The following is a 17,770-nucleotide window of genomic DNA, read 5'->3' on the forward strand; positions in this document are numbered from 1 at the left end:
GTTCAGCAGGTAGTTGCCACGTCAACTACCCGCAGCGGCCCGGATGACCGCACGACCAAGGAGCGGACCATGCAGATCGGCATCTTCACCGTCGGGGACGTCACCACCGACCCCACGACCGGGCGCACCCCGACCGAGCACGAGCGCATCAAGGCGACCGTCGCGATCGCCAAGAAGGCCGAGGAGGTGGGCCTGGACGTCTTCGCCACCGGCGAGCACCACAACCCGCCCTTCATCGCCTCCAACCCGACCGCCACGCTGGCCTACATCGGCGCCCAGACCGAGCGGATCATCCTCTCCACGGCGACGACCCTGATCACCACCACCGACCCGGTGCTGATCGCCGAGGACTACGCCAAGATCCAGCACCTGACCGACGGCCGGGTCGACCTGATGATGGGTCGCGGGAACACCGGCCCCGTGTATCCGTGGTTCGGCAAGGACATCCGCGAGGGGATCAACCTCGCGGTCGAGAACTACGCGCTGCTGCGCCGGCTGTGGAGCGAGGACGTCGTCGACTGGCAGGGCCGGTTCCGCACCCCGCTCCAGGGCTACACCTCGACCCCGCGGCCGCTGGACGGCGTCGCGCCGTTCGTCTGGCACGGCTCGATCCGCAGCCCCGAGATCGCCGAGCAGGCCGCGTACTACGGCGACGGGTTCTTCCACAACCACATCTTCTGGCCCGCCTCGCACACCCGGCAGATGGTCGGCCTCTACCGCCAGCGGTTCGAGCACTACGGCCACGGCCCCGCCGACACCGCCATCGTCGGCCTGGGCGGCCAGTTCTTCATGCGGAGGAACAGCCAGGACGCCTGGAACGAGTTCCGCCCGTACTTCGACAACGCGCCCGTCTACGGCCAAGGCCCCTCGATGGAGGACTTCACCTCCCAGACGCCGCTGACCGTCGGCTCGCCGCAGCAGGTGCTCGAGCGCACGCTCTCCTTCCGCGACTACGTCGGCCACTACCAGCGCCAGCTCTTCCTGATCGACCACGCGGGCCTGCCGCTGAAGACGGTCCTGGAGCAGCTCGACCTGCTCGGCGAGATCCTGCCCGAGATGCGCAAGGGGTTCGCCGAGGGACGTCCCGCCCACATCCCGGAGGCGCCCACCCACGCCTCGCTGGTCGCCGCGGCCGGCGGAGCGAAGGACACCAGCGTGCACGCCGAGGACACCGCCACCGGCACGAGCGACCGCGAGGAGGTCGACGCGCTATGACCAGCAGGAGGATCGTCGTCGTCACCGCGGGGCTCTCCGTCCCGTCCTCGACCCGGCTGCTCGCCGACCGGCTCGGCGACGCCGTCGCCGACGCGCTGCACGCCCGCGGCACCGAGGTCGACGTCGAGTACGTCGAGCTGCGGCCGCTGGCCCACCCGCTGGCCGACCACCTGCTCACCGGCTTCGCGGCGGGGCCGCTGGCGGACGCGATCGACCAGGTCCGTCACGCCGACGGGCTGGTCGTGGTGACGCCCGTCTTCGCGGCGTCGTACTCGGGGCTGTTCAAGACGTTCTTCGACGTCCTGGAGAACGGCGCCCTCGACGGCAAGCCCGTCCTGATCGCCGCCACCGCGGGCACCGCCCGCCACTCGCTGGTCCTCGACCACGCGCTGCGGCCGCTCTTCGCCTACCTCCACGCCGTCGTCGTACCGACCGGGGTGTTCGCCGCGAGCGAGGACTTCGGGTCTGCTGGCGCGGGAGCGGAGACCGCGCTCGACAAGCGCATCGAGCGCGCCACCGCCGAGCTCGCCCAGGCCGTCGGCTGCCCGACCGTGACGGCAGCCGGAGCCGTGGCGGCCGGTGTACCGGTTCGGCGCCTGGTCGAGGACGAGCTCGGCGCACCCACTCCGTTCGAGGAGCTGCTCCGCCGCGCCAGCACGCCCGACGCCTGACCGCCGACCTGCCGGTCCCTGACCGCCGACCTGCCGGTCAGTGCTGGTAGGTCCCGTACAGGATGGCCCGCCCGGCGGTCTTGAAGGCCAGGTTGAACGAGACGACCGCGGCCGAGGCGTCGGCGTCCACGCCCAGCGTGTCCTCCTTCACCGCGTGCACGACGAAGTAGTACCGGTGCACCTGGTCGCCCTGCGGCGGCGCGGCACCCATGAAGGCATGACCTCCGCCGTCGTTGCGGCACATGAAGGCGCTGCCCGGCAGGGACGCACCCTCCGCGCCCGCGCCGGTGTCCAGGCTGGTCACGTCCGCCGGCACGTCGACCAGCACCCAGTGCCAGAACCCCGACGGCGTCGGAGCGTCCGGGTCGAAGCAGGTGATGGTGAAGGACTTCGTGCCCTCCGGCGCTCCGGACCAGGACAGCTGCGGCGACGTGTTGCCGAGTGCGGCGACCTGGTCGTCCTTGAGCGGCTCGCCGTCGGTGACGTCGGCACTGGTGACGCTGAAGGACGGCACCGCCGGTAGGAGCGGGTACGGGTCGGGGGCTACGGGACGCTCGATGCTCATGGCGCCAACGTAGTCCGCAGGCTGGTCGCGCGCGACGGTCGCAGCGGGCTCACCAGCGAGAATGGGGGAGTGAGTGAGTTCGCGCCGTACCCCTCCGGCCTCCGCCTCGCCGGGCGCCATGTCCTGATCGTCGGCGGCGGCCACGTCGCCCAGCGGCGGATCCCGGGGCTGATCGCCGTGGGTGCCGACGTACACGTCGTGTCACCCGAGGTGACCCCGGCGATCGAGGGGCTGGCCGGGGGCGGCGAGATCACGTGGCACGAGCGCCGGTACGACGAGGGCGACCTCGATCCCGCCTGGTACGTGATCGCCGTGACCGACGACCGCGAGGTCAACGACGCGATCTCTGCGGCCTGCGAGGACCGGCGGATCTTCTGCGTCCGCTCCGACGACGCCACCCAGGGGACCGCCTGGACGCCGGCCGTCGGTCGCCATGCGGGCGTCACCGTGGCGGTTCTCGGAAACAGGGACCCGCGCCGTTCCGCCGGGGTCCGCGACGAGATCCTGACCGGACTGCGGGACGGCAGCATCACCGCGCGCCACCACCGCGACCACACCGCCGGGGTCACCCTCATCGGCGGCGGCCCGGGCGACCCGGAGCTGATCTCGGTGGCCGGGCGGAAGGCGCTGATGGAGGCCGACGTCGTCGTCGCCGACCGCCTCGCACCGCGCGAGCTGCTGGACCAGATCCCGGCCGACGTCGAGCTGGTGGACGTCGCCAAGCTGCCCCGCGGTCGCTCCGCCCAGCAGGAGGAGATCAACCGGGTGATCGTCGACCGGGCGCTCGCGGGGAAGCGGGTCGTGCGCTTCAAGGGCGGTGACAACTTCGTCTTCGGGCGGGGCTTCGAGGAGATCATCGCGTGCCGTGAGGCGGGTGTGCCGGTCCAGGTGATCCCGGGGATCACCTCGCCGGTCGCGGTCCCGGGGCTGGTCGGCATCCCGGTCACCCACCGCGGCATCACGCACGAGTTCACGGTGGTCTCCGGCCACCTTCCGCCCGGGCACCCGGAAGGGCTGGTCGACTACGCCGCGTTGGCGCGGATGCGCGGCACGGTCGTGGTGATGATGGGCGTGGAGAACGCACCCGCCATCGCGGAGGCGCTCGTCGCCGGCGGCAGGTCGGGCTCGACCCCGGTCGCCGTCGTCTGCGACGGCTCGATGCCCACCGAGCGGACCGTGCTCGCCACGCTCGGCACGCTGGCCGAACGCCTCGTCGCGGAGTCGGTGCGCCCGCCGGCGATCATCGTCATCGGCGAGGTCGTCCGGGTCGCGCATCCCGATTCGTTCGTCGACTGATCGCACTGTCAGGCTGGGCCGGTGGCGCACCTGATCGAGATCGACGACCCGGCTGACCCGCGGCTCGCGGACTACCGCGACCTGCGCGACACCCAGCTGCGGAAGGCGCTCGAGGCGGAGCACGGCCTGTTCCTCGCCGAGGGGGAGAAGGTTGTCCGACGCTCGGTCCAGGCCGGGTTCACGCCGCGGTCGTTCCTGATGGCGCCGCGCTGGCTGGATGGGCTGGCCGACGTCCTCGACACCTCCGACGCCCCCTGCTACGTGATGTCCGAGCGGCTGGCCGAGGAGGTCACCGGCTTCCACGTGCACCGCGGCGCCCTCGCCTCGCTGGAGCGCCGGGCCTTGCCGCCGGTCCAGGACGTGCTGGCCGGGGCCCGCTCCGTGCTCGTCCTCGAGGACATCGTCGACCACACGAACGTCGGCGCGATCTTCCGTTCGGGAGCGGCGCTCGGCTTCGACGCCGTGCTGCTGGCGCCCCGCTGCGCCGACCCGCTCTACCGCCGCGCGATCAAGGTCGCGATGGGCGCGGTCTTCCAGATGCCCTGGACCCGCCTCCCGGACTGGTACGACGCCCTGCCGGCGCTCTCCCAGGCCGGATTCACGACGGTCGCACTGACGCTCGCCGACGACGCGGTCCCGATCGAGGAGGCGGTGGCCGGCGTCGACAAGGTCGCGCTCGTCCTCGGCTCGGAGGGCCACGGGCTGACTCAGCGCTGGGAGAAGTCGGCCGACCGCCGGGCGATCATCCCGATGGCTGCGGGCATCGACTCCCTCAACGTGGCGGCCGCCAGCGCCGTCGCCTGCTACGTCACCGCCCACCGCTGATCCGGCGACCCACTGCAGGCCGAACCGGGGCTTAGGGCGCGCCGAACCGGGGCTTGCGCCGCGTCGAACCGGGGCTTGTGCCGCGTCGAGAAGGCATCCGCGCAGTGTCACCAGCGGCGATTGGTGAAGCCGTCCCTCAGCGCCATCCGCACCTCGCCGAGCCAGCGGTCGAGGTGGCGCCCGGTGAAGTCACCGCTCCGGATGACGATCACCGTCCATCCGCGTGAGCGGAGCCAGGCGCGCCGGCTCTCGTCTTCCTCCTGCTGCTCGGGGCCGTGGAACTCGCGCCCGTCGTACTCGACGCAGACCCGCGCCGCCGGGTAGGCGATGTCGAGCCGGTAGGTCGGGACGCCGTCGCGGTGCACCCAGTACTGCACCTCCGGCATCGGCAGGCCGGAGGCGAGGAGCTCGAACAGCACCCACGACTCCCTGACCGAGTCGGGTCGCGGGTCGAGAATGGCCGCCAGCGCGCGCAGCTGGACGACGCCGCGGCGGCCGCGGTAGCGGGGCAGCCGGGCGACGATGTCGGCGGCGCCGAACCCGTGGCCCTTCGCGAGCGCGTTCATGGCGGCGTACGCGTCCCGGCGATGCAGCACGCAGCCCAGGTCCATCGCGGTGCGCAGCGGCGTCGTCACCTGGACATGTCCGAGACGCATGATGTCCGCCGGCGTGAGGTCCCGCTCCCGTCCTCGAGCTCCGTCCCGGTGGGTGGGGTTGAAGCCACGGATCGCGCAGATCTCGACCGGAGGCAGCGGCGACATCTCCACCATCGGATGGATGTCGATCCCGTGGAGCCAGGCAGCCGTCCGATCGACGACCACGTGGTGGGCGGAGGCGCCGAGGGCGACCGCGGCGGTGCGGGTCTCGATGGTGTCCGGTAGCTCTGTCGACACGTAGGCGTCCCGGACGACCCGGCGGATGCGTCCGGCGGCGATCAGTCGGGCGAGGGCGTGCTTGCTGATGCCGAGGTCGCGGGCCTGGGCGGCGGTGAACGGGTGGTCGGGAAGGGGTGGGCACGGTGGCTGCATGCGCCGACGGTGCGGTACTGCCCGGGCTCAGCGGTTGCCTGCGAGGTCGACCTGTGGAGCACGGGACGCCTCGACAGGAGCATGTGGAAGACAAGTGGTCCGCCGGGCGTGCCCGGAGCCCCGGCTCGGCGCGGCCCGAGCGCCTGTTCGGCGTGCCCTAAGCCCCGGCTCGGCGTGCCCCGAGCGCCTGTTCGGCCTGCCCGGAGCCCCGGCTCGGCCTGCCCTAAGCCCCGGCTCGGCGGAGGAGGGCGCCGAACGCGGCTACGGTCTCGTCGATCGCCTTCTGGCACGCCGCGGACCACGGGCCCATGTCGAAGAAGCCGTGGATGAGGCCGGGGTACGTGGTGTGCTCGACCGGGACGCCCGCGGCGGCCATCGCCTCGGCGTACGCGATGCCCTCGTCGCGCAGGGGGTCGAGCTCGGCGGTCACGACCACGGCGGGCGGGACGGCGTCCACGGCGCCGCGGAGCGGGGAGGCCTTGGGGTCGTAGCGGTCGGCGTCGACGAAGTAGTTGTCGCGGAACCACTCCATCGTGTCCTGCTCGAGGAAGTAGCCGGTGGCGTTCTCGACACGGGAGGGGTACTCCCCGGGGACGTCGGTGGTCGGGTAGACCAGCAGCTGCGCCGCAAGCCCGGGGACGTGCTGGGTGGTGACGGCGGAGAGGTTGCCGCCCGCCGAGTCGCCGGCCACGGCGACCACGGGAGCCCCACCGAAGTCCGCGACGCGCTGCAGCACGTCGCGGGTGGCCGCGATCGCGTCCTCCGCCGCGGCGGGGAAGGGCGCTTCGGGGGCCAGGCGGTAGTCGACGTTCACCACGACGGCCTCGGCGCCGGCGCAGATCGCGCGCGCCATCGCGTCGTGGGTGTCCAGGTCTCCGAGGACGAAGCCGCCGCCGTGGAACATCACCACGGTCGGGAAGGGCCCGTCGCCCTCGGGACGGTAGACGCGCGCGGCGAGCGGACCGTCGGCACCGGCGACGGTGGCGTCCTCGACGGAGGCGACGTCGGGCGCGGACCCGGCGGGTCGCAGGTCGACGGCCATCGTGCGGAACGACGCGCGGCCCTCGACCGGGGAGAGCTGGTGGACCGGGGTGCCGGCGGCGACGAGCTGGAGCAGGGGAGCGAGGTCGGGATCCAGGGGCATGGGCCCGACGCTAGCGCGTGACGCGCGTCACGCGGGCCAGTCGGCGGGAAACTCGTCGACGGCCGCGTCGTGCTGCTTCTGCAGCTTCTTGCGGGCCCGAGCGGAGAGTCGGTCGCCGAAGACGGTCCCGTTGGTGTGGTCGGTCTCGTGCTGGAGGCACTTGGCGAGCAGTCCGTCGCCGGAGAAGCGGACCGGCTCGCCGTCCAGGCCGAGTCCGTCGACGGTGGCGTAGTCGGGCCGGGCGCAGCCCACGAACGCACCCGGGAACGACAGGCAACCCTCGTCGCTGTCGTCGAGGCGACGGTCCTTGCCCTCCGGCAGGGTGAGCACCGGGTTGCAGACCACCCCGACCCAGCGCTCGCCGGCCTCGTCGGGGCAGTCGAAGACGAACATCGCCACGTCCTCGCCGACCTGGCAGGCGGCCAGGCCCACGCCGTCGGCGGCCTCCATCGTGGCGACCATGTCCGCGGCCAGCGCGCGCAGCGCGTCGTCGAAGACGGTCACCTTTTGCTGCGCGGTGTGCATGACCGGCATCCCCCAGCGCGTGATCGGACGCACCGAGCCGCCACTCGGCAGCGGGCCGAAGGGGGCGTGGACGGTCTCCTGCGCGGGTTCGCTGCTGCCGGTCGCCATGGCGTCGAGCATAGGTGCGAGCATCGCGACGGACGCATTCCGCGGGCGGCCCTCCGGGGCGGCGGTCGTTCCGAATCCGGAGTCCTGCCCGACTTCGTGGCGGTAAGTGTAACTCTGAGTTACAGTGACATCATGTCCCTGATGAACGCACTCCGGCCGGGTGGCCGGAACGGGGTTCCCTCCACCGAGAGCCGCGACCCGATCGGCTACCTGGTCGCCGGGCTGCACCGGCTCGCCCAGGCGGACCTCCTCGACCGCGTCGGGCTGCGCCGACAGACCGAGCAGGCCGTCTTCTCGGTCACCCGTGCCGGGTTCAGCACGATCACCAAGGCCAGCCGCACCTTCGCCCGCGCGGGGACGAAGGCGGCGCCCGGCGTCCGGCCGGCGCCCGCCGTGGACAGCGGGATCTTCGACCTGACCCCCACCGAGGACGAGCAGATGCTCGTCGACGTGGTGAGCGAGTTCGCCGCGGAGGTGCTGCGGCCCGCGGCCGCCGAGGCCGACCACGCCTGCGCGGCTCCCGACCCGCTGCTCAAGGCGAGCCTGGAGATCGGCCTGCCGATCCTCGGGCTCCCGGAGGACCTGGGCGGCATCTCGCCCGAGCGCTCCGCGATGGCCGGCACGTTGGTCGCCGAGGCGCTCGCGCACGGCGACATGGGCCTCGCGGTGGCCGCGCTCGCGCCCGGGTCCGTGGCGACCGCGATCGGTCTCTGGGGGACCGATCAGCAGCAGCAGACCTACCTCCCCGCATTTACGGGCGACGACGTGCCCGCCGCGGCGCTGGCGCTCAACGAGCCGGCGGTGCTCGCCGACGTGCTGCTGCCGCGGACCACGGCGACGCGGACCGCGGGCGGCTACGTCCTCGACGGCGTCAAGAGCCTGGTCGCGCGCGGCGCCGACGCCGAGCTGTACGTCGTCGGCGCGCTGCTCGACGGTCAGCCCACGCTGTTCCTGGTCGAGTCCTCGACCGACGGCCTGCGCGTCGAGGCAGACCCGCCGATGGGCGTCCGCGCCGCCGGCATGACCCGGCTGGTGCTCGAGGGCGCCCGGGTCCCGGCCGAGGCCGTCCTCGGCGCGACCGACGGCTCGACGTACCGCGAGGCCGTCCGCCTGTCGCGGCTCGCCTGGTGCGCGCTCGCCGTCGGCACCGGCCAGGCGGTGCTGGACTACGTGACGCCGTACGTGAAGGAGCGGCAGGCGTTCGGCGAGCCGATCGCCCACCGCCAGTCGGTCGCGTTCATGGTCGCCGACATGGCGATCGAGCTGCAGTCGATGCGACTGCTCACCTACCGCGCGGCGGCCCGGGCTGCCGCCGGCAAGGACTTCGCCCGCGAGGTCGCGCTGGCGCGGAAGGCCTGCGCCGACAAGGGGATGCGGATCGGCCTCGACGGCGTCCAGCTCCTGGGCGGCCACGGGTTCGTCAAGGAGCACCCGGTCGAGCGGTGGTACCGCGATCTCCGGGCCATCGGGATCATGGAGGGGACGGTGCTGGTCTAGTGGCGATCAACCTGGAGGTACCCCGCAAGCATCGGGTCGTCATCGAGCAGGCCCACCAGGTCGCGATGAACATGCTGCGGCCGATCTCGCGCAAGTACGACGCCGCCGAGCACGCCTACCCCAAGGAGCTCGACATGCTGGCGGCGATGATCGACGGGCTGGCCGAGTCCGGCGCCAGCGAGGGTGCCGGTGCCGCCGGCGTCGGACGCGAGGAGACCGCGGACTCCGGCAAGGTCAAGAACGGCTCGAACATGGCGTCGGTCGCCACGATCGCCGAGATGTGCTGGGGCGACACGGGGCTCCTGCTCTCGATGCCCCGCCAGGGGCTGGGGAACTCCGCGATCGCCTCCGTGGCCGACGCCGAGCAGCAGGAACGGTTCCGCGGCATGTGGGCGTCGATGGCCATCACCGAGCCCTCGTTCGGCTCCGACTCCGCCGCGATCACCACCACCGCGGTCCTCGACGGCGATCACTACGTGATCAACGGCGAGAAGATCTTCGTCACCTCCGGTGAGCGGTCGGATGCCGTGGTCGTCTGGGCCACGCTCGACAAGGCGCTGGGGCGCGCCGCCATCAAGTCGTTCGTCGTGGAGAAGGGCACACCCGGGGTCACGGTGGAGCGCCTGGAGGAGAAGCTCGGCATCCGGGCCTCCGACACGGCGGTGATCACGTTCACCGACGCCCGGGTGCCGAAGGAGAACCTGCTCGGCTCGCCGGAGGTCAACGTCGAGCAGGGCTTCGCCGGCGCGATGGCGACCTTCGACAACACGCGGCCCCTGGTGGCGGCGATGGCCGTGGGCTGCGCCCGCGCCGCGCTCGACCTCACCCGGGACCTCCTGGCGCGGGCAGGCGTGGAGGTCGACTATGACCGCCCGGCCCAGCTGCAGTCGGCCGCCGCCGCGACGTTCCTCCAGCTCGAGTCGGACTGGGAGGCCGGCCGGCTGCTGATGATGCAGGCCGCGTGGATGGCCGACAACCGCAAGCCCAACTCGCTGGAGGCCTCGATGGCCAAGGCGAAGGCCGGCCGCGTCGGCTCCGACGTGACCCTCTCCTGCGTCGAGCTGTGCGCCTCGATCGGCTACAGCGAGGGCGAGCTGCTGGAGAAGTGGTCCCGCGACTCCAAGATCCTCGACATCTTCGAGGGCACCCAGCAGATCCAGCAGCTGATCATCGCGCGACGCGTCCTGGGCCTGTCCAGCGCCGAGCTCAAGTAGACCGCCGCTCCCGGGGCGCCTGGGACCTCACCCCAGGCGGGCTCCCCCGCTCGGCTCCACCAGGTGGTGGGCCGGGCGGGGGAGCCCGGCGCCGGCGAACGCGCCGTCGATCGCCTCGCGTACGGCGTCCGCCCGGTCGAGCGGCAGCAGCGCGATCGTCGACCCACCGAAGCCGCCCCCGGTCATCCGCGCGCCCAGGGCGCCGTGCGCCTCGGCGGTCGCCGCCGCGAGGTCCAGCGCCGGCACGGTGACCTCGAAGTCGTCGCGCAGGGAGGCGTGGGAGGCGGTGAGGAGCCGGCCCAGCCCCGCCCAGTCGCCGGCCCCGGTCGCCGCGACGGCGGCCAGGACGCGCTCGTTCTCGGTCACCACGTGGCGGGCCCGCCGCGTGGTGACCGACCCGCCCGGGCTCGCCGCCAGGCGCGTCACGTCCGCGGCGGCGGCCTCGCGCAGGCTGGCGATCCCCAGCGCCTGGGCCGCGGCCTCGCACTCGGCGCGGCGGTCGGCGTACCCGCCGCCGGCGGCGAGCTCGTGCCGGACCCCGGTGTCGGTGACCAGGATCGCCAGCCCGGCCTCCGCGAGGTGCAGCGGGACGCGGTGCGCGGAGTGGTCGGCGAAGTCGATCAGCACGGCCTCGCCCTCGGCGCCGAGCATCGCGGCGAGCTGGTCGAGGCCGCCGGTCGGCGCGCCGACGTACTCGGTCTCGGCGCGGGTGCACGCCGCCGCCAGCGCCCGGCGCCCGGGGTCGTCGAGCGGCAGGCCGAGGAGGCCGGCGACGGCGGTCGCTACGGCACACTCGAGCGAGGCGGAGCTGGACAGCCCGGCGCCGAGCGGCACGGTCGACGCGAGCTCGATCTCGCAGCCGGGGATCCGGTGGCCCGCGCTGCCGAGCGCCCAGAGCACGCCGGCGACGTACCCCGCCCACCCGGCCACCCCGCCGGCCACCCCGCCGGCCTCGATGTCGGCCAGCGTCCCTGACCACGCACCCGCCTCGCGGCTGGAGACCAGGACCCGGTCGTCGGCACGCTCGGTGAGGGTCACGGAGGTGCCCAGCGGCAGCGCGAACGGCAGGCTCAGCCCGGCGTTGTAGTCCGTGTGCTCACCGATCAGGTTGACCCGGCCGGGCGCGAAGGCGGAGATGGAACGCACGCGGCCGATCATCCCCGATCGGGGAGGCCTGGGATCGTCTAGATTCGTAGGGTGCGCTTCCTGGACGACCGGACCCCGCCCCACGACCTGACGTACGACGACGTGTTCATGGTGCCGCGCCGGTCATCGGTGTCGAGCCGGTACGACGTCGACCTGGCCACCGGGGACGGCACCGGCGCCACGCTGCCGCTCGTCGTGGCCAACATGACCGCGATCGCCGGCAAGCGGATGGCCGAGACGGTCGCGCGCCGCGGCGGACTGGTGGTGATCCCGCAGGACATCCCGCTGCCGGTCGTGGCCGACGTGATCGCGGAGGTGAAGTCGCGCCACGTCCTGCTGGACACCCCGATCGTGCTGCGCCCCGACCAGACGGTCGCCGAGGCGCTGTCGCTGATCCCGAAGCGGTCCCACAGCGCGGCGGTGGTCGTCGGGGACGGGCGTCCGCTGGGGGTGGTCACGGAGGACGACTGCGCCGAGGTGGACCGGTTCGCCCAGGTGCGGGACGTGATGAGCACCGAGCTGGTCACGGTGTCGACGGACGTCGACCCCCGCACCGCGTTCGACGCCCTGGGCCACGCCCGCGCGCCGCTGGCGATCGGCGTCGACGGCGACGGGCGCCTGGTCGGCGTGCTCACCCGGACGGGCGCGCTCCGCTCGACGCTCTACACCCCGGCGGTCGACGCCAAGGACCGGCTGCGGATCGCCGCCGCCATCGGCGTCAACGGCGACGTGGCCGCCAAGGCGACCGAGCTGCTCGACGCGGGTGTCGACTGCCTCGTCGTCGACACCGCGCACGGCCACCAGGACCGGATGATCGACGCGCTCCGCAGGGTCCGGGCGCTCAGCCCGGAGGTGCCGGTCGCTGCCGGCAACGTGGTCGACGCCGACGGCGTACGGACGCTGGTGGAGGCGGGGGCCGACATCATCAAGGTAGGCGTCGGGCCGGGCGCGATGTGCACGACCCGGATGATGACCGGCGTGGGCCGGCCGCAGTTCTCCGCGGTGCTCGACTGCTCCACCCAGGCCGCCGAGCTCGGCGCCCACGTCTGGGCCGACGGCGGGGTCCGGCACCCCCGCGACGTCGCGCTGGCGCTGGCGGCGGGCGCGTCGTCGGTGATGATCGGCTCCTGGTTCGCCGGCACGCACGAGTCGCCGGGCGACCTGATGCTCGACTCGGAGGGCCGGGCCTACAAGGTCTCGTTCGGCATGGCGTCGGCGCGGGCGGTCGCGAACCGGACGGCCACGGAGTCCTCGTTCGACCGGGCCCGCAAGGGGCTCTACGAGGAGGGCATCTCCTCCTCCCGGATGTATCTCGACCCCGAGCGCCCCGGCGTGGAGGACCTGATCGACCAGATCTCGGCGGGTGTCCGCTCGGCGTGCACGTACGCCGGAGCGCGGACGCTGGCGGAGTTCCACGAGCGCGCCGTGGTGGGCGTGCAGTCGGCGGCCGGCTACCACGAGGGTCGCCCGCTGGCGACGAGCTGGTGAGGGCGCGGGTCCTGGTGGTCTCGGCCACCGAGGCCGAGGCCGCCCACGTCCCGGACGAGTACGACGTCCTGGTGACCGGCATGGGCAAGACCGCCGCGGCCGCGGTCGTCTCCCGGCGGCTGGCGGCGCTCGAGGCGGCGGACGGGTTGGCCGGCCTTACCGTCGTCAACATCGGCACCGCGGGCGCGCTGCACGACCACCATGACGGGCTCTTCGAGCCGGGCGCCGTGCTCAACCACGACCTGAGCGCCGACGCGCTGCGGGCGCTGGGGGAGGACCCGAGGGAGCGGCTCGTGCTCTCCGACTCGTCCGTGGTGCTGGCCACCGGGGACGTGTTCGTCACCGACCCGGTGGTCCGTGCACGCCTGGCGGAGCAGGCGGACCTGGTGGACATGGAGGGGTACGCGGTGGCGTACGTCGCCGACCTCTTCGGCGTGCCGGCGCACCTGATCAAGCACGTCTCGGACAGCGCCGACGAGTCCGCCCACGACTGGGTGGCGATGGTCGACGCGAGCGCGCGGGTGCTCGCGGCGCGGCTGGTCGAGGCCTATCCGTTGGCGTGAGCCGGTGCCGCATCACATGGATTCCGGTCGCTCTCGGGCCGCAAGCCGACGAGAATCCATGTGACGCGGGCCTGAACGCCGACCCCCGGCACGTCAGCGGCTGCTGGAGGCCTTCCGGCCCCGGACCACGCCCACGAAGTCCTGGTGCAGCGGGCTGTCGGCGTCGCGGTGCCAGACCAGTGCCACCTGGGTGGGATCAAGCCCGGCGACGACACGGTGCGTGGCGTCCTTGCGGTGGTAGAGCCGCGCCATCGACATCGGCACGATGGCCACGCCGGTGCCGGAGGCGGCCACCTCGATCGCATCCTTGACCGACATCGGTGGGAACGTCAGCTGCTCGACGTCCGGCGTCCACCCGGACGGATGGGGGAGCACGAGCTGCTCGCCCGCCAGGTCCTCCAGCGGGATCTCGTCGCGGTCGCCGGCGGCGGCCACCCAGTGGTCCCGGGCGGCGACGACGACCGGGAGCTCGTCGTACAGGACGACGCAGTGCAGCGCGGTCGGGCGCTCGCGGTCCAGCGGGAGCCGCAGCAGCGCCATGTCGGCGCGGTCCTCGTCGAGCACCTCGCGCCCCTCGTCGGCCTCGACCGGGACGAGCGTCAACGGCAGGCGCGGGTGCCGCTCGCGCCAGACGCGCTTCCACTTGTCGGGGGTGACACCGGGGGCGAAGGCGACGCGCAGCTGGTCCACCCGCCGAGTATCCCGCACGCGTCGGCGGGTGCCGTGACCCGGCGCGTCAGGCCAACAGTGGTGCACCAGAGGGGCAACATCGACGAAACTGGATGGACGTATCCGTCACGCACACTGACACTCGAAGAGAACAGCGGTGCCGAGGAGGTGGTCGCGTTGGCCCACCATGCGCCGGTCGTGCTGCTCAACGCCTCGTGCGAGCCTCACGACCTGGTCTCCTTCCCGCACGCCGTGCGGATGCTGTTCCGCGGTGTCGCCGTGGTGCACGAGGCAGATGCTGACCGCACGATCGGCCCGCATCCGTGGCCGAAGGTCGTGCGTCTGGTCCGCTACGTCGTCGCCACGTGGATGCACCGCCCGGCCGCGTTCGGCCGGGAGGCGGTGCTGCGCCGCGACCGCCGCCGCTGCGCCTACTGCGGCGCCCGGGCCGACACCGTCGACCACGTCGTCCCACGCTCCCGCGGTGGACCGTGGAGCTGGCTCAACGCCGTCGCCGCCTGCGGTTCCTGCAACAGCCGCAAGGCCGATCGGACCCCCGTCGAGGCGGGCATGCGGCTGCGCTTCGACCCCTGGGAGCCGACCCGCGCGCAGGTGACCGGCTGGCGCGCACGCTGAGTGCGTCCCCGATGCGGGGATCCGGGCGGGTGTTTGCTACGGTTTCACCCGTCGCAAGACACCCTGTCCGGGTGGCGGAATTGGCAGACGCGCTAGCTTGAGGTGCTAGTGCCCGTATTAGGGCGTGGGGGTTCAAGTCCCCCCTCGGACACAGATGAAGAGCCCCTGACCTGGGAGAACAGGTCAGGGGCTCTTCTGTTCGGTGCTGGCATCGTGCTACGGCGCGTAGCGCGTCCGGTGGGGGTGAGCCTTCGACAAGCCACATCAGGCTGGAGGTTCATGGGTGCTCACCCTGCATCGCCGCTTCCGAGGTCCTGGCCGCTCACCTCGGATCTCGCCGGACCGACGTCGCCGGGGGCGAACGGATCCGGCAGGTCACCACGTTGGACCTGCCTGCGCCACCGGAGCGTGACCGTCCACCCGATCGGAATGGGCAGCGCCCACTGGAAGACGCGGTAGAGCATCACCCCCGCCGCCAGGATCGAGGCCCACTCCTTGCCCGCGATCTCGCTCAGGAACGCGATGTAGAAGAACTCCGCGATCCCGATCCCACCCGGCGTGAGAGGGATCATGGTGATCAGGATGACGAGGGCGAACACGATGAACAGCTCGTCCCAGCCGACCACGTCAGCGGGTACCCCGACGGCTCGCAGGGCCAGGAGCAGGATGACGAACTGCCACAGCTTCCCTGCCGCGGACGCGGCGGCGGCACGCCAGATCCGCTTGCCGGCGACCTCGGCGGTGTCGTTCCTGAACTCCACGATCCGGGCGCCGACGTCCGCCACGGGGGCTCGCTTCAGGCGCCGGAGCCCCCAGGCTGACAGGGCCTCCCCGCGAGCGGCCAGCCAGGACGTGGCGCGCTCGGACCGGACGGCCACGATGATCGGACCGAGGATCAGCACCGCGGCCACGGAGCCGATCGCGGCGAAGACGGCGACGTAGCCGAGGTCGGTGACGCCCGCGATCACGAGGAGGACGGCCGCCACGGCGGGCATGGCGAACTTGACGCTCCAGTCGATGGCGCCGGAGAGGAACATGCCGCGCGTCGCCTCGGCGCCGGTGCAGCCCCAGGAGCGGTACATGCCGAACCGGGTCACGAAGTCCAGGCCGGGCACCGTCTTCCCGACGCCGTCCGAGGCCAGCCATGCCTTGATCCCTCGCCACCACGACAGACCGGGCACCGTCGCGGCGTAGTTGCCCCCCTCGGGCACGGGGTAGAGCAGCCCGGCCAGGAGGAGTGTGGCGAGGCTGGCCGGGCTGAGGGAGGTGAGCGTCTCCCAGACGGCCTCGTAGTCGATGACCTGCGGCAGGATGCCCACGAAGACGACGGTCATGACGGCCAGACCGAGGGCGAGCGTGAGCAGCGCGCGCCTCTTCTGGGTGCGCGACAGGGACGCGCCGGAGGGCACCCTGGGGTCGTCCTCCTGCACGAGCGTTCACCTCCCGACGCGTCGGGGCATCGCGGATGCCCAGGCTACGCGCTCGGCTCAGCCCTCGGGCTCGAGTTCCGGGGTGCGCTCGCTGATCCAGGCGTCGACCTGCATCCACTGGTCGAAGAGCCAGGCCGCCCGGTCGACGGCGCCCGCCGGCAGCTCGTCGGCGGTCGACAACCAGCCACCGATCGCGATCGTCTTGTCCATCGGGAGCTCGCGCCAGATGTCCTTGAACGTGACCAGCCGTTCGAGGCCGGTGTGGGCGACGACGAGGACCGCTGCGGTCGGCGCCGCGTCGAGCGCGGTGGCGAAGCCGCCGGCATGGGGTGCCATCACGTTCGGCATCGCCTCGGCGCGTTCCGCCAGCGACTCCTGCCCCTCGTCGCGCAGCGCCTGGATGCGCGCGGCCCGTCGTCGCGGTGTCACGTTGCCGCCCTCCGGGAAGATCACCAGGGCGTCGGCCGGGCCCATGTCGCCGGCGATGCGCTCGATCGTCTGCCGGGTCGTGGGCTGGCCGGGGCGACGCCGCCGGGCGGGCGTGACGAAGGCCGAGGGCAGCCGGTGGAGCAGCACGTCGATGGCGGGGTCCCACTGCAGGGTGTCCTTGAGCACGATCGCCGGCGCCCGTCCGTGCAGGGCGAGGAGCTGGTCCACGAGGATGAAGGAGTCGCCCGGCCCGGCGTGACGGCTCACCACGACCAGCGGCACGTCGGGCACGGGGCGGTGGTCCTCGTCCCAGAGCTCCACCACGATGTGCAGCCGCAGCGTCCAGCGCACCTGCCAGAAGAAGATGGCCAGCATCCGACGCATCAGTCCCACGTGGGCGTTGACGCACCACGACTGTTGCATGGCGAGCCCGAAGCCCGAGGCGATCCAGAGGCCGAGGAGCGCGAGGAGCGCCGCGGCGTCCCAGACGATGTAGAAGGCCAGCATCCAGAACGCCCGGACGATCCGCAGCCGCCCGGGCAGCACCCAGGTCAGCGCCGCGCCGACGACCAGGGCCAGCATCAGCGTGGTGGGGACCATCAGCACCGCGAGCAGGACCACCAGCGGTGCGACCACCAGACGGCGTACCAGGAGCGGAGGCGGAGCCATCTCGCGATTTCTACCAGGCAGTCGAGGGCGATGGCAACGGTGGTCCCGGCGGTCTAGGCACACCCGGCGGATGGGGCAGCGCGGGGCCCGGCAGCCTCGAGCCGCACGTCCATGTCACGCACCACCTCGAAAGCGCGGCGGTCGAGCCGGTGCTGCCACACCGACCACAGCAGCGTGTCCAGTGGCCACCACAGCACGACCCAGGCGGCGACCTCCAGGCCGGTGGAGAGGGTGGCGGCCACGCCGTCGGTGTCGCTCTCCAGGAGCTTCGAGGCCAGGATCAGCACCGCGAAGAGCAGGAGACCCGAGACCAGGCTCCGCAGGCCCCGCCAGCGCATGGCCGAGGCGTCCTGGCGGGCGCTGCGCGCCCTGGCGCTGGACCAGCGTCGGACCGCCGCCCGGATCTCGTCGAGATCGGCTCGCTCGGGGTCGGGTACGACGAAGGTGGCCGTGGCGGCTCGGTAGGAGCCGTTCGAGTAGACCTCGTCGGCGATGAAGTCCAGCGCGGGTCGGTCGCTGTGGTCGCCGTACCGCGGGTCGAACGGGTCGATGGACGGCGCGGCGAAGAGGTCGTCGACGCTCGTCAGCTCCAGCCGGACCGCATAGGTACGCCGCGCCATCTCCTCGCCTCCCTCCTCTGAAGAACCTCGGG

The 17,770-nt window shown here is 72.7% G+C and carries 18 protein-coding genes and 1 tRNA gene; 10 read left to right on the top strand and 9 right to left on the bottom strand.

What is annotated here, in order from left to right:
- Positions 1 to 69 precede the first annotated feature (69 nt).
- Positions 70 to 1,215, top strand: a complete 1,146-nt coding sequence (locus tag ABLM29_RS00910; RefSeq protein WP_349711531.1) for an LLM class flavin-dependent oxidoreductase — start codon at positions 70 to 72, stop codon at positions 1,213 to 1,215.
- The gene (locus ABLM29_RS00915) at positions 1,212 to 1,886 is read left to right on the top strand and encodes an FMN reductase (RefSeq protein ID WP_349711533.1); all 675 of its coding nucleotides are present in this window, start codon (positions 1,212 to 1,214) and stop codon (positions 1,884 to 1,886) included. Before ABLM29_RS00910 ends, ABLM29_RS00915 begins: the two co-directional genes overlap by 4 nt.
- Before the next feature lie 37 nt (positions 1,887 to 1,923).
- Here the strand turns inward: ABLM29_RS00915 and ABLM29_RS00920 are convergent, their stop codons facing one another.
- A complete protein-coding gene (locus ABLM29_RS00920; RefSeq protein ID WP_349711535.1) occupies positions 1,924 to 2,451 on the bottom strand; it encodes a YbhB/YbcL family Raf kinase inhibitor-like protein in 528 nt (175 codons plus the stop codon).
- Between the two features lie 69 nt (positions 2,452 to 2,520).
- Between ABLM29_RS00920 and cobA the strand changes: the two genes are divergently transcribed.
- A complete protein-coding gene (gene cobA / locus ABLM29_RS00925) occupies positions 2,521 to 3,747 on the top strand; it encodes a uroporphyrinogen-III C-methyltransferase (RefSeq protein ID WP_349711538.1) in 1,227 nt (408 codons plus the stop codon).
- Positions 3,748 to 3,768: 21 nt separating this feature from the next.
- Positions 3,769 to 4,572 (top strand): TrmH family RNA methyltransferase, encoded by an 804-nt coding sequence (locus ABLM29_RS00930; protein WP_349711540.1) that lies wholly within the window; start codon positions 3,769 to 3,771, stop codon positions 4,570 to 4,572.
- Positions 4,573 to 4,679: 107 nt separating this feature from the next.
- Here ABLM29_RS00930 and ABLM29_RS00935 read toward each other — a convergent pair whose 3' ends face one another.
- The 3 genes from ABLM29_RS00935 to def all read right to left on the bottom strand — a co-directional run bounded on the left by ABLM29_RS00935 (position 4,680) and on the right by def (position 7,377).
- A complete protein-coding gene (locus tag ABLM29_RS00935) occupies positions 4,680 to 5,600 on the bottom strand; it encodes a type IV toxin-antitoxin system AbiEi family antitoxin (protein ID WP_349711543.1) in 921 nt (306 codons plus the stop codon).
- A gap of 223 nt (positions 5,601 to 5,823) precedes the next feature.
- Positions 5,824 to 6,744: an alpha/beta hydrolase fold domain-containing protein gene (locus ABLM29_RS00940; RefSeq protein ID WP_349711545.1), complete on the bottom strand. Its 921-nt coding sequence runs from the start codon at positions 6,742 to 6,744 to the stop codon at positions 5,824 to 5,826.
- 27 nt (positions 6,745 to 6,771) lie between these two features.
- Positions 6,772 to 7,377 carry a peptide deformylase gene (gene def / locus ABLM29_RS00945; RefSeq protein WP_349711548.1) on the bottom strand — a complete coding sequence of 202 codons (606 nt, stop codon included), beginning with the start codon at positions 7,375 to 7,377 and terminating at the stop codon, positions 6,772 to 6,774.
- A 132-nt stretch (positions 7,378 to 7,509) separates the two neighbouring features.
- On the opposite strand from def, the gene ABLM29_RS00950 reads away from it, so the two are divergent.
- On the top strand, positions 7,510 to 8,874 hold the full coding sequence (locus ABLM29_RS00950; RefSeq protein ID WP_349711551.1) for an acyl-CoA dehydrogenase family protein: 1,365 nt from the start codon (positions 7,510 to 7,512) through the stop codon (positions 8,872 to 8,874).
- Positions 8,874 to 10,088 (top strand): acyl-CoA dehydrogenase family protein, encoded by a 1,215-nt coding sequence (locus ABLM29_RS00955; RefSeq protein WP_349711554.1) that lies wholly within the window; start codon positions 8,874 to 8,876, stop codon positions 10,086 to 10,088. Before ABLM29_RS00950 ends, ABLM29_RS00955 begins: the two co-directional genes overlap by 1 nt.
- A gap of 27 nt (positions 10,089 to 10,115) precedes the next feature.
- Here the strand turns inward: ABLM29_RS00955 and galK are convergent, their stop codons facing one another.
- Positions 10,116 to 11,234 carry a galactokinase gene (gene galK / locus ABLM29_RS00960; protein ID WP_349711557.1) on the bottom strand — a complete coding sequence of 373 codons (1,119 nt, stop codon included), beginning with the start codon at positions 11,232 to 11,234 and terminating at the stop codon, positions 10,116 to 10,118.
- A 51-nt stretch (positions 11,235 to 11,285) separates the two neighbouring features.
- On the opposite strand from galK, the gene ABLM29_RS00965 reads away from it, so the two are divergent.
- Together ABLM29_RS00965 and ABLM29_RS00970 are read left to right on the top strand one after the other, a co-directional pair.
- Positions 11,286 to 12,722, top strand: a complete 1,437-nt coding sequence (locus ABLM29_RS00965; protein WP_349711560.1) for a GuaB1 family IMP dehydrogenase-related protein — start codon at positions 11,286 to 11,288, stop codon at positions 12,720 to 12,722.
- Entirely contained in the window at positions 12,719 to 13,285 is a 567-nt protein-coding gene (locus ABLM29_RS00970) for a nucleosidase (RefSeq protein ID WP_349711562.1), read from the top strand. The genes ABLM29_RS00965 and ABLM29_RS00970 overlap by 4 nt, the downstream gene beginning before the upstream one ends.
- 93 nt (positions 13,286 to 13,378) lie before the next feature.
- On the opposite strand, the gene ABLM29_RS00975 is transcribed toward ABLM29_RS00970, so the two are convergent.
- Entirely contained in the window at positions 13,379 to 13,975 is a 597-nt protein-coding gene (locus ABLM29_RS00975; protein WP_349711563.1) for a LysR substrate-binding domain-containing protein, read from the bottom strand.
- A 156-nt stretch (positions 13,976 to 14,131) separates the two neighbouring features.
- On the opposite strand from ABLM29_RS00975, the gene ABLM29_RS00980 reads away from it, so the two are divergent.
- Positions 14,132 to 14,590: an HNH endonuclease gene (locus ABLM29_RS00980; RefSeq protein WP_349711564.1), complete on the top strand. Its 459-nt coding sequence runs from the start codon at positions 14,132 to 14,134 to the stop codon at positions 14,588 to 14,590.
- 65 nt (positions 14,591 to 14,655) lie between these two features.
- Positions 14,656 to 14,741, top strand: a tRNA-Leu gene (locus ABLM29_RS00985).
- A gap of 136 nt (positions 14,742 to 14,877) precedes the next feature.
- Here ABLM29_RS00985 and ABLM29_RS00990 read toward each other — a convergent pair.
- From ABLM29_RS00990 to ABLM29_RS01000, 3 genes are read right to left on the bottom strand one after another with little or no spacing between them, the layout of a single operon-like run.
- Entirely contained in the window at positions 14,878 to 16,020 is a 1,143-nt protein-coding gene (locus tag ABLM29_RS00990) for a lysylphosphatidylglycerol synthase transmembrane domain-containing protein (protein ID WP_349711566.1), read from the bottom strand.
- Between the two features lie 57 nt (positions 16,021 to 16,077).
- The gene (locus ABLM29_RS00995; RefSeq protein ID WP_349711568.1) at positions 16,078 to 17,118 is read right to left on the bottom strand and encodes a 1-acyl-sn-glycerol-3-phosphate acyltransferase; all 1,041 of its coding nucleotides are present in this window, start codon (positions 17,116 to 17,118) and stop codon (positions 16,078 to 16,080) included.
- Positions 17,119 to 17,171: 53 nt separating this feature from the next.
- Complete coding sequence (locus ABLM29_RS01000; protein WP_349711570.1) at positions 17,172 to 17,738, bottom strand: hypothetical protein; 567 nt, start codon at positions 17,736 to 17,738, stop codon at positions 17,172 to 17,174.
- Between the last annotated feature and the right edge of the window lie 32 nt (positions 17,739 to 17,770).

Source organism: Nocardioides sp. YIM 152588 (genome assembly GCF_040191335.1).
In the GTDB taxonomy this organism is placed as follows: domain Bacteria; phylum Actinomycetota; class Actinomycetes; order Propionibacteriales; family Nocardioidaceae; genus Nocardioides.

Bases quoted from the DNA above. Each gene is read 5' to 3' on its own strand.
- ABLM29_RS00910 (WP_349711531.1), top strand. From the start codon at position 70: ATGCAGATCGGCATCTTCACCGTCGGGGACGTCACCACCGACCCCACG.
- ABLM29_RS00915 (WP_349711533.1), top strand. From the start codon at position 1,212: ATGACCAGCAGGAGGATCGTCGTCGTCACCGCGGGGCTCTCCGTCCCG.
- ABLM29_RS00920 (WP_349711535.1), bottom strand. From the start codon at position 2,451: ATGAGCATCGAGCGTCCCGTAGCCCCCGACCCGTACCCGCTCCTACCG.
- ABLM29_RS00935 (WP_349711543.1), bottom strand. From the start codon at position 5,600: ATGCAGCCACCGTGCCCACCCCTTCCCGACCACCCGTTCACCGCCGCC.
- ABLM29_RS00940 (WP_349711545.1), bottom strand. From the start codon at position 6,744: ATGCCCCTGGATCCCGACCTCGCTCCCCTGCTCCAGCTCGTCGCCGCC.
- def (WP_349711548.1), bottom strand. From the start codon at position 7,377: ATGGCGACCGGCAGCAGCGAACCCGCGCAGGAGACCGTCCACGCCCCC.
- ABLM29_RS00950 (WP_349711551.1), top strand. From the start codon at position 7,510: ATGTCCCTGATGAACGCACTCCGGCCGGGTGGCCGGAACGGGGTTCCC.
- ABLM29_RS00995 (WP_349711568.1), bottom strand. From the start codon at position 17,118: ATGGCTCCGCCTCCGCTCCTGGTACGCCGTCTGGTGGTCGCACCGCTG.
- ABLM29_RS01000 (WP_349711570.1), bottom strand. From the start codon at position 17,738: ATGGCGCGGCGTACCTATGCGGTCCGGCTGGAGCTGACGAGCGTCGAC.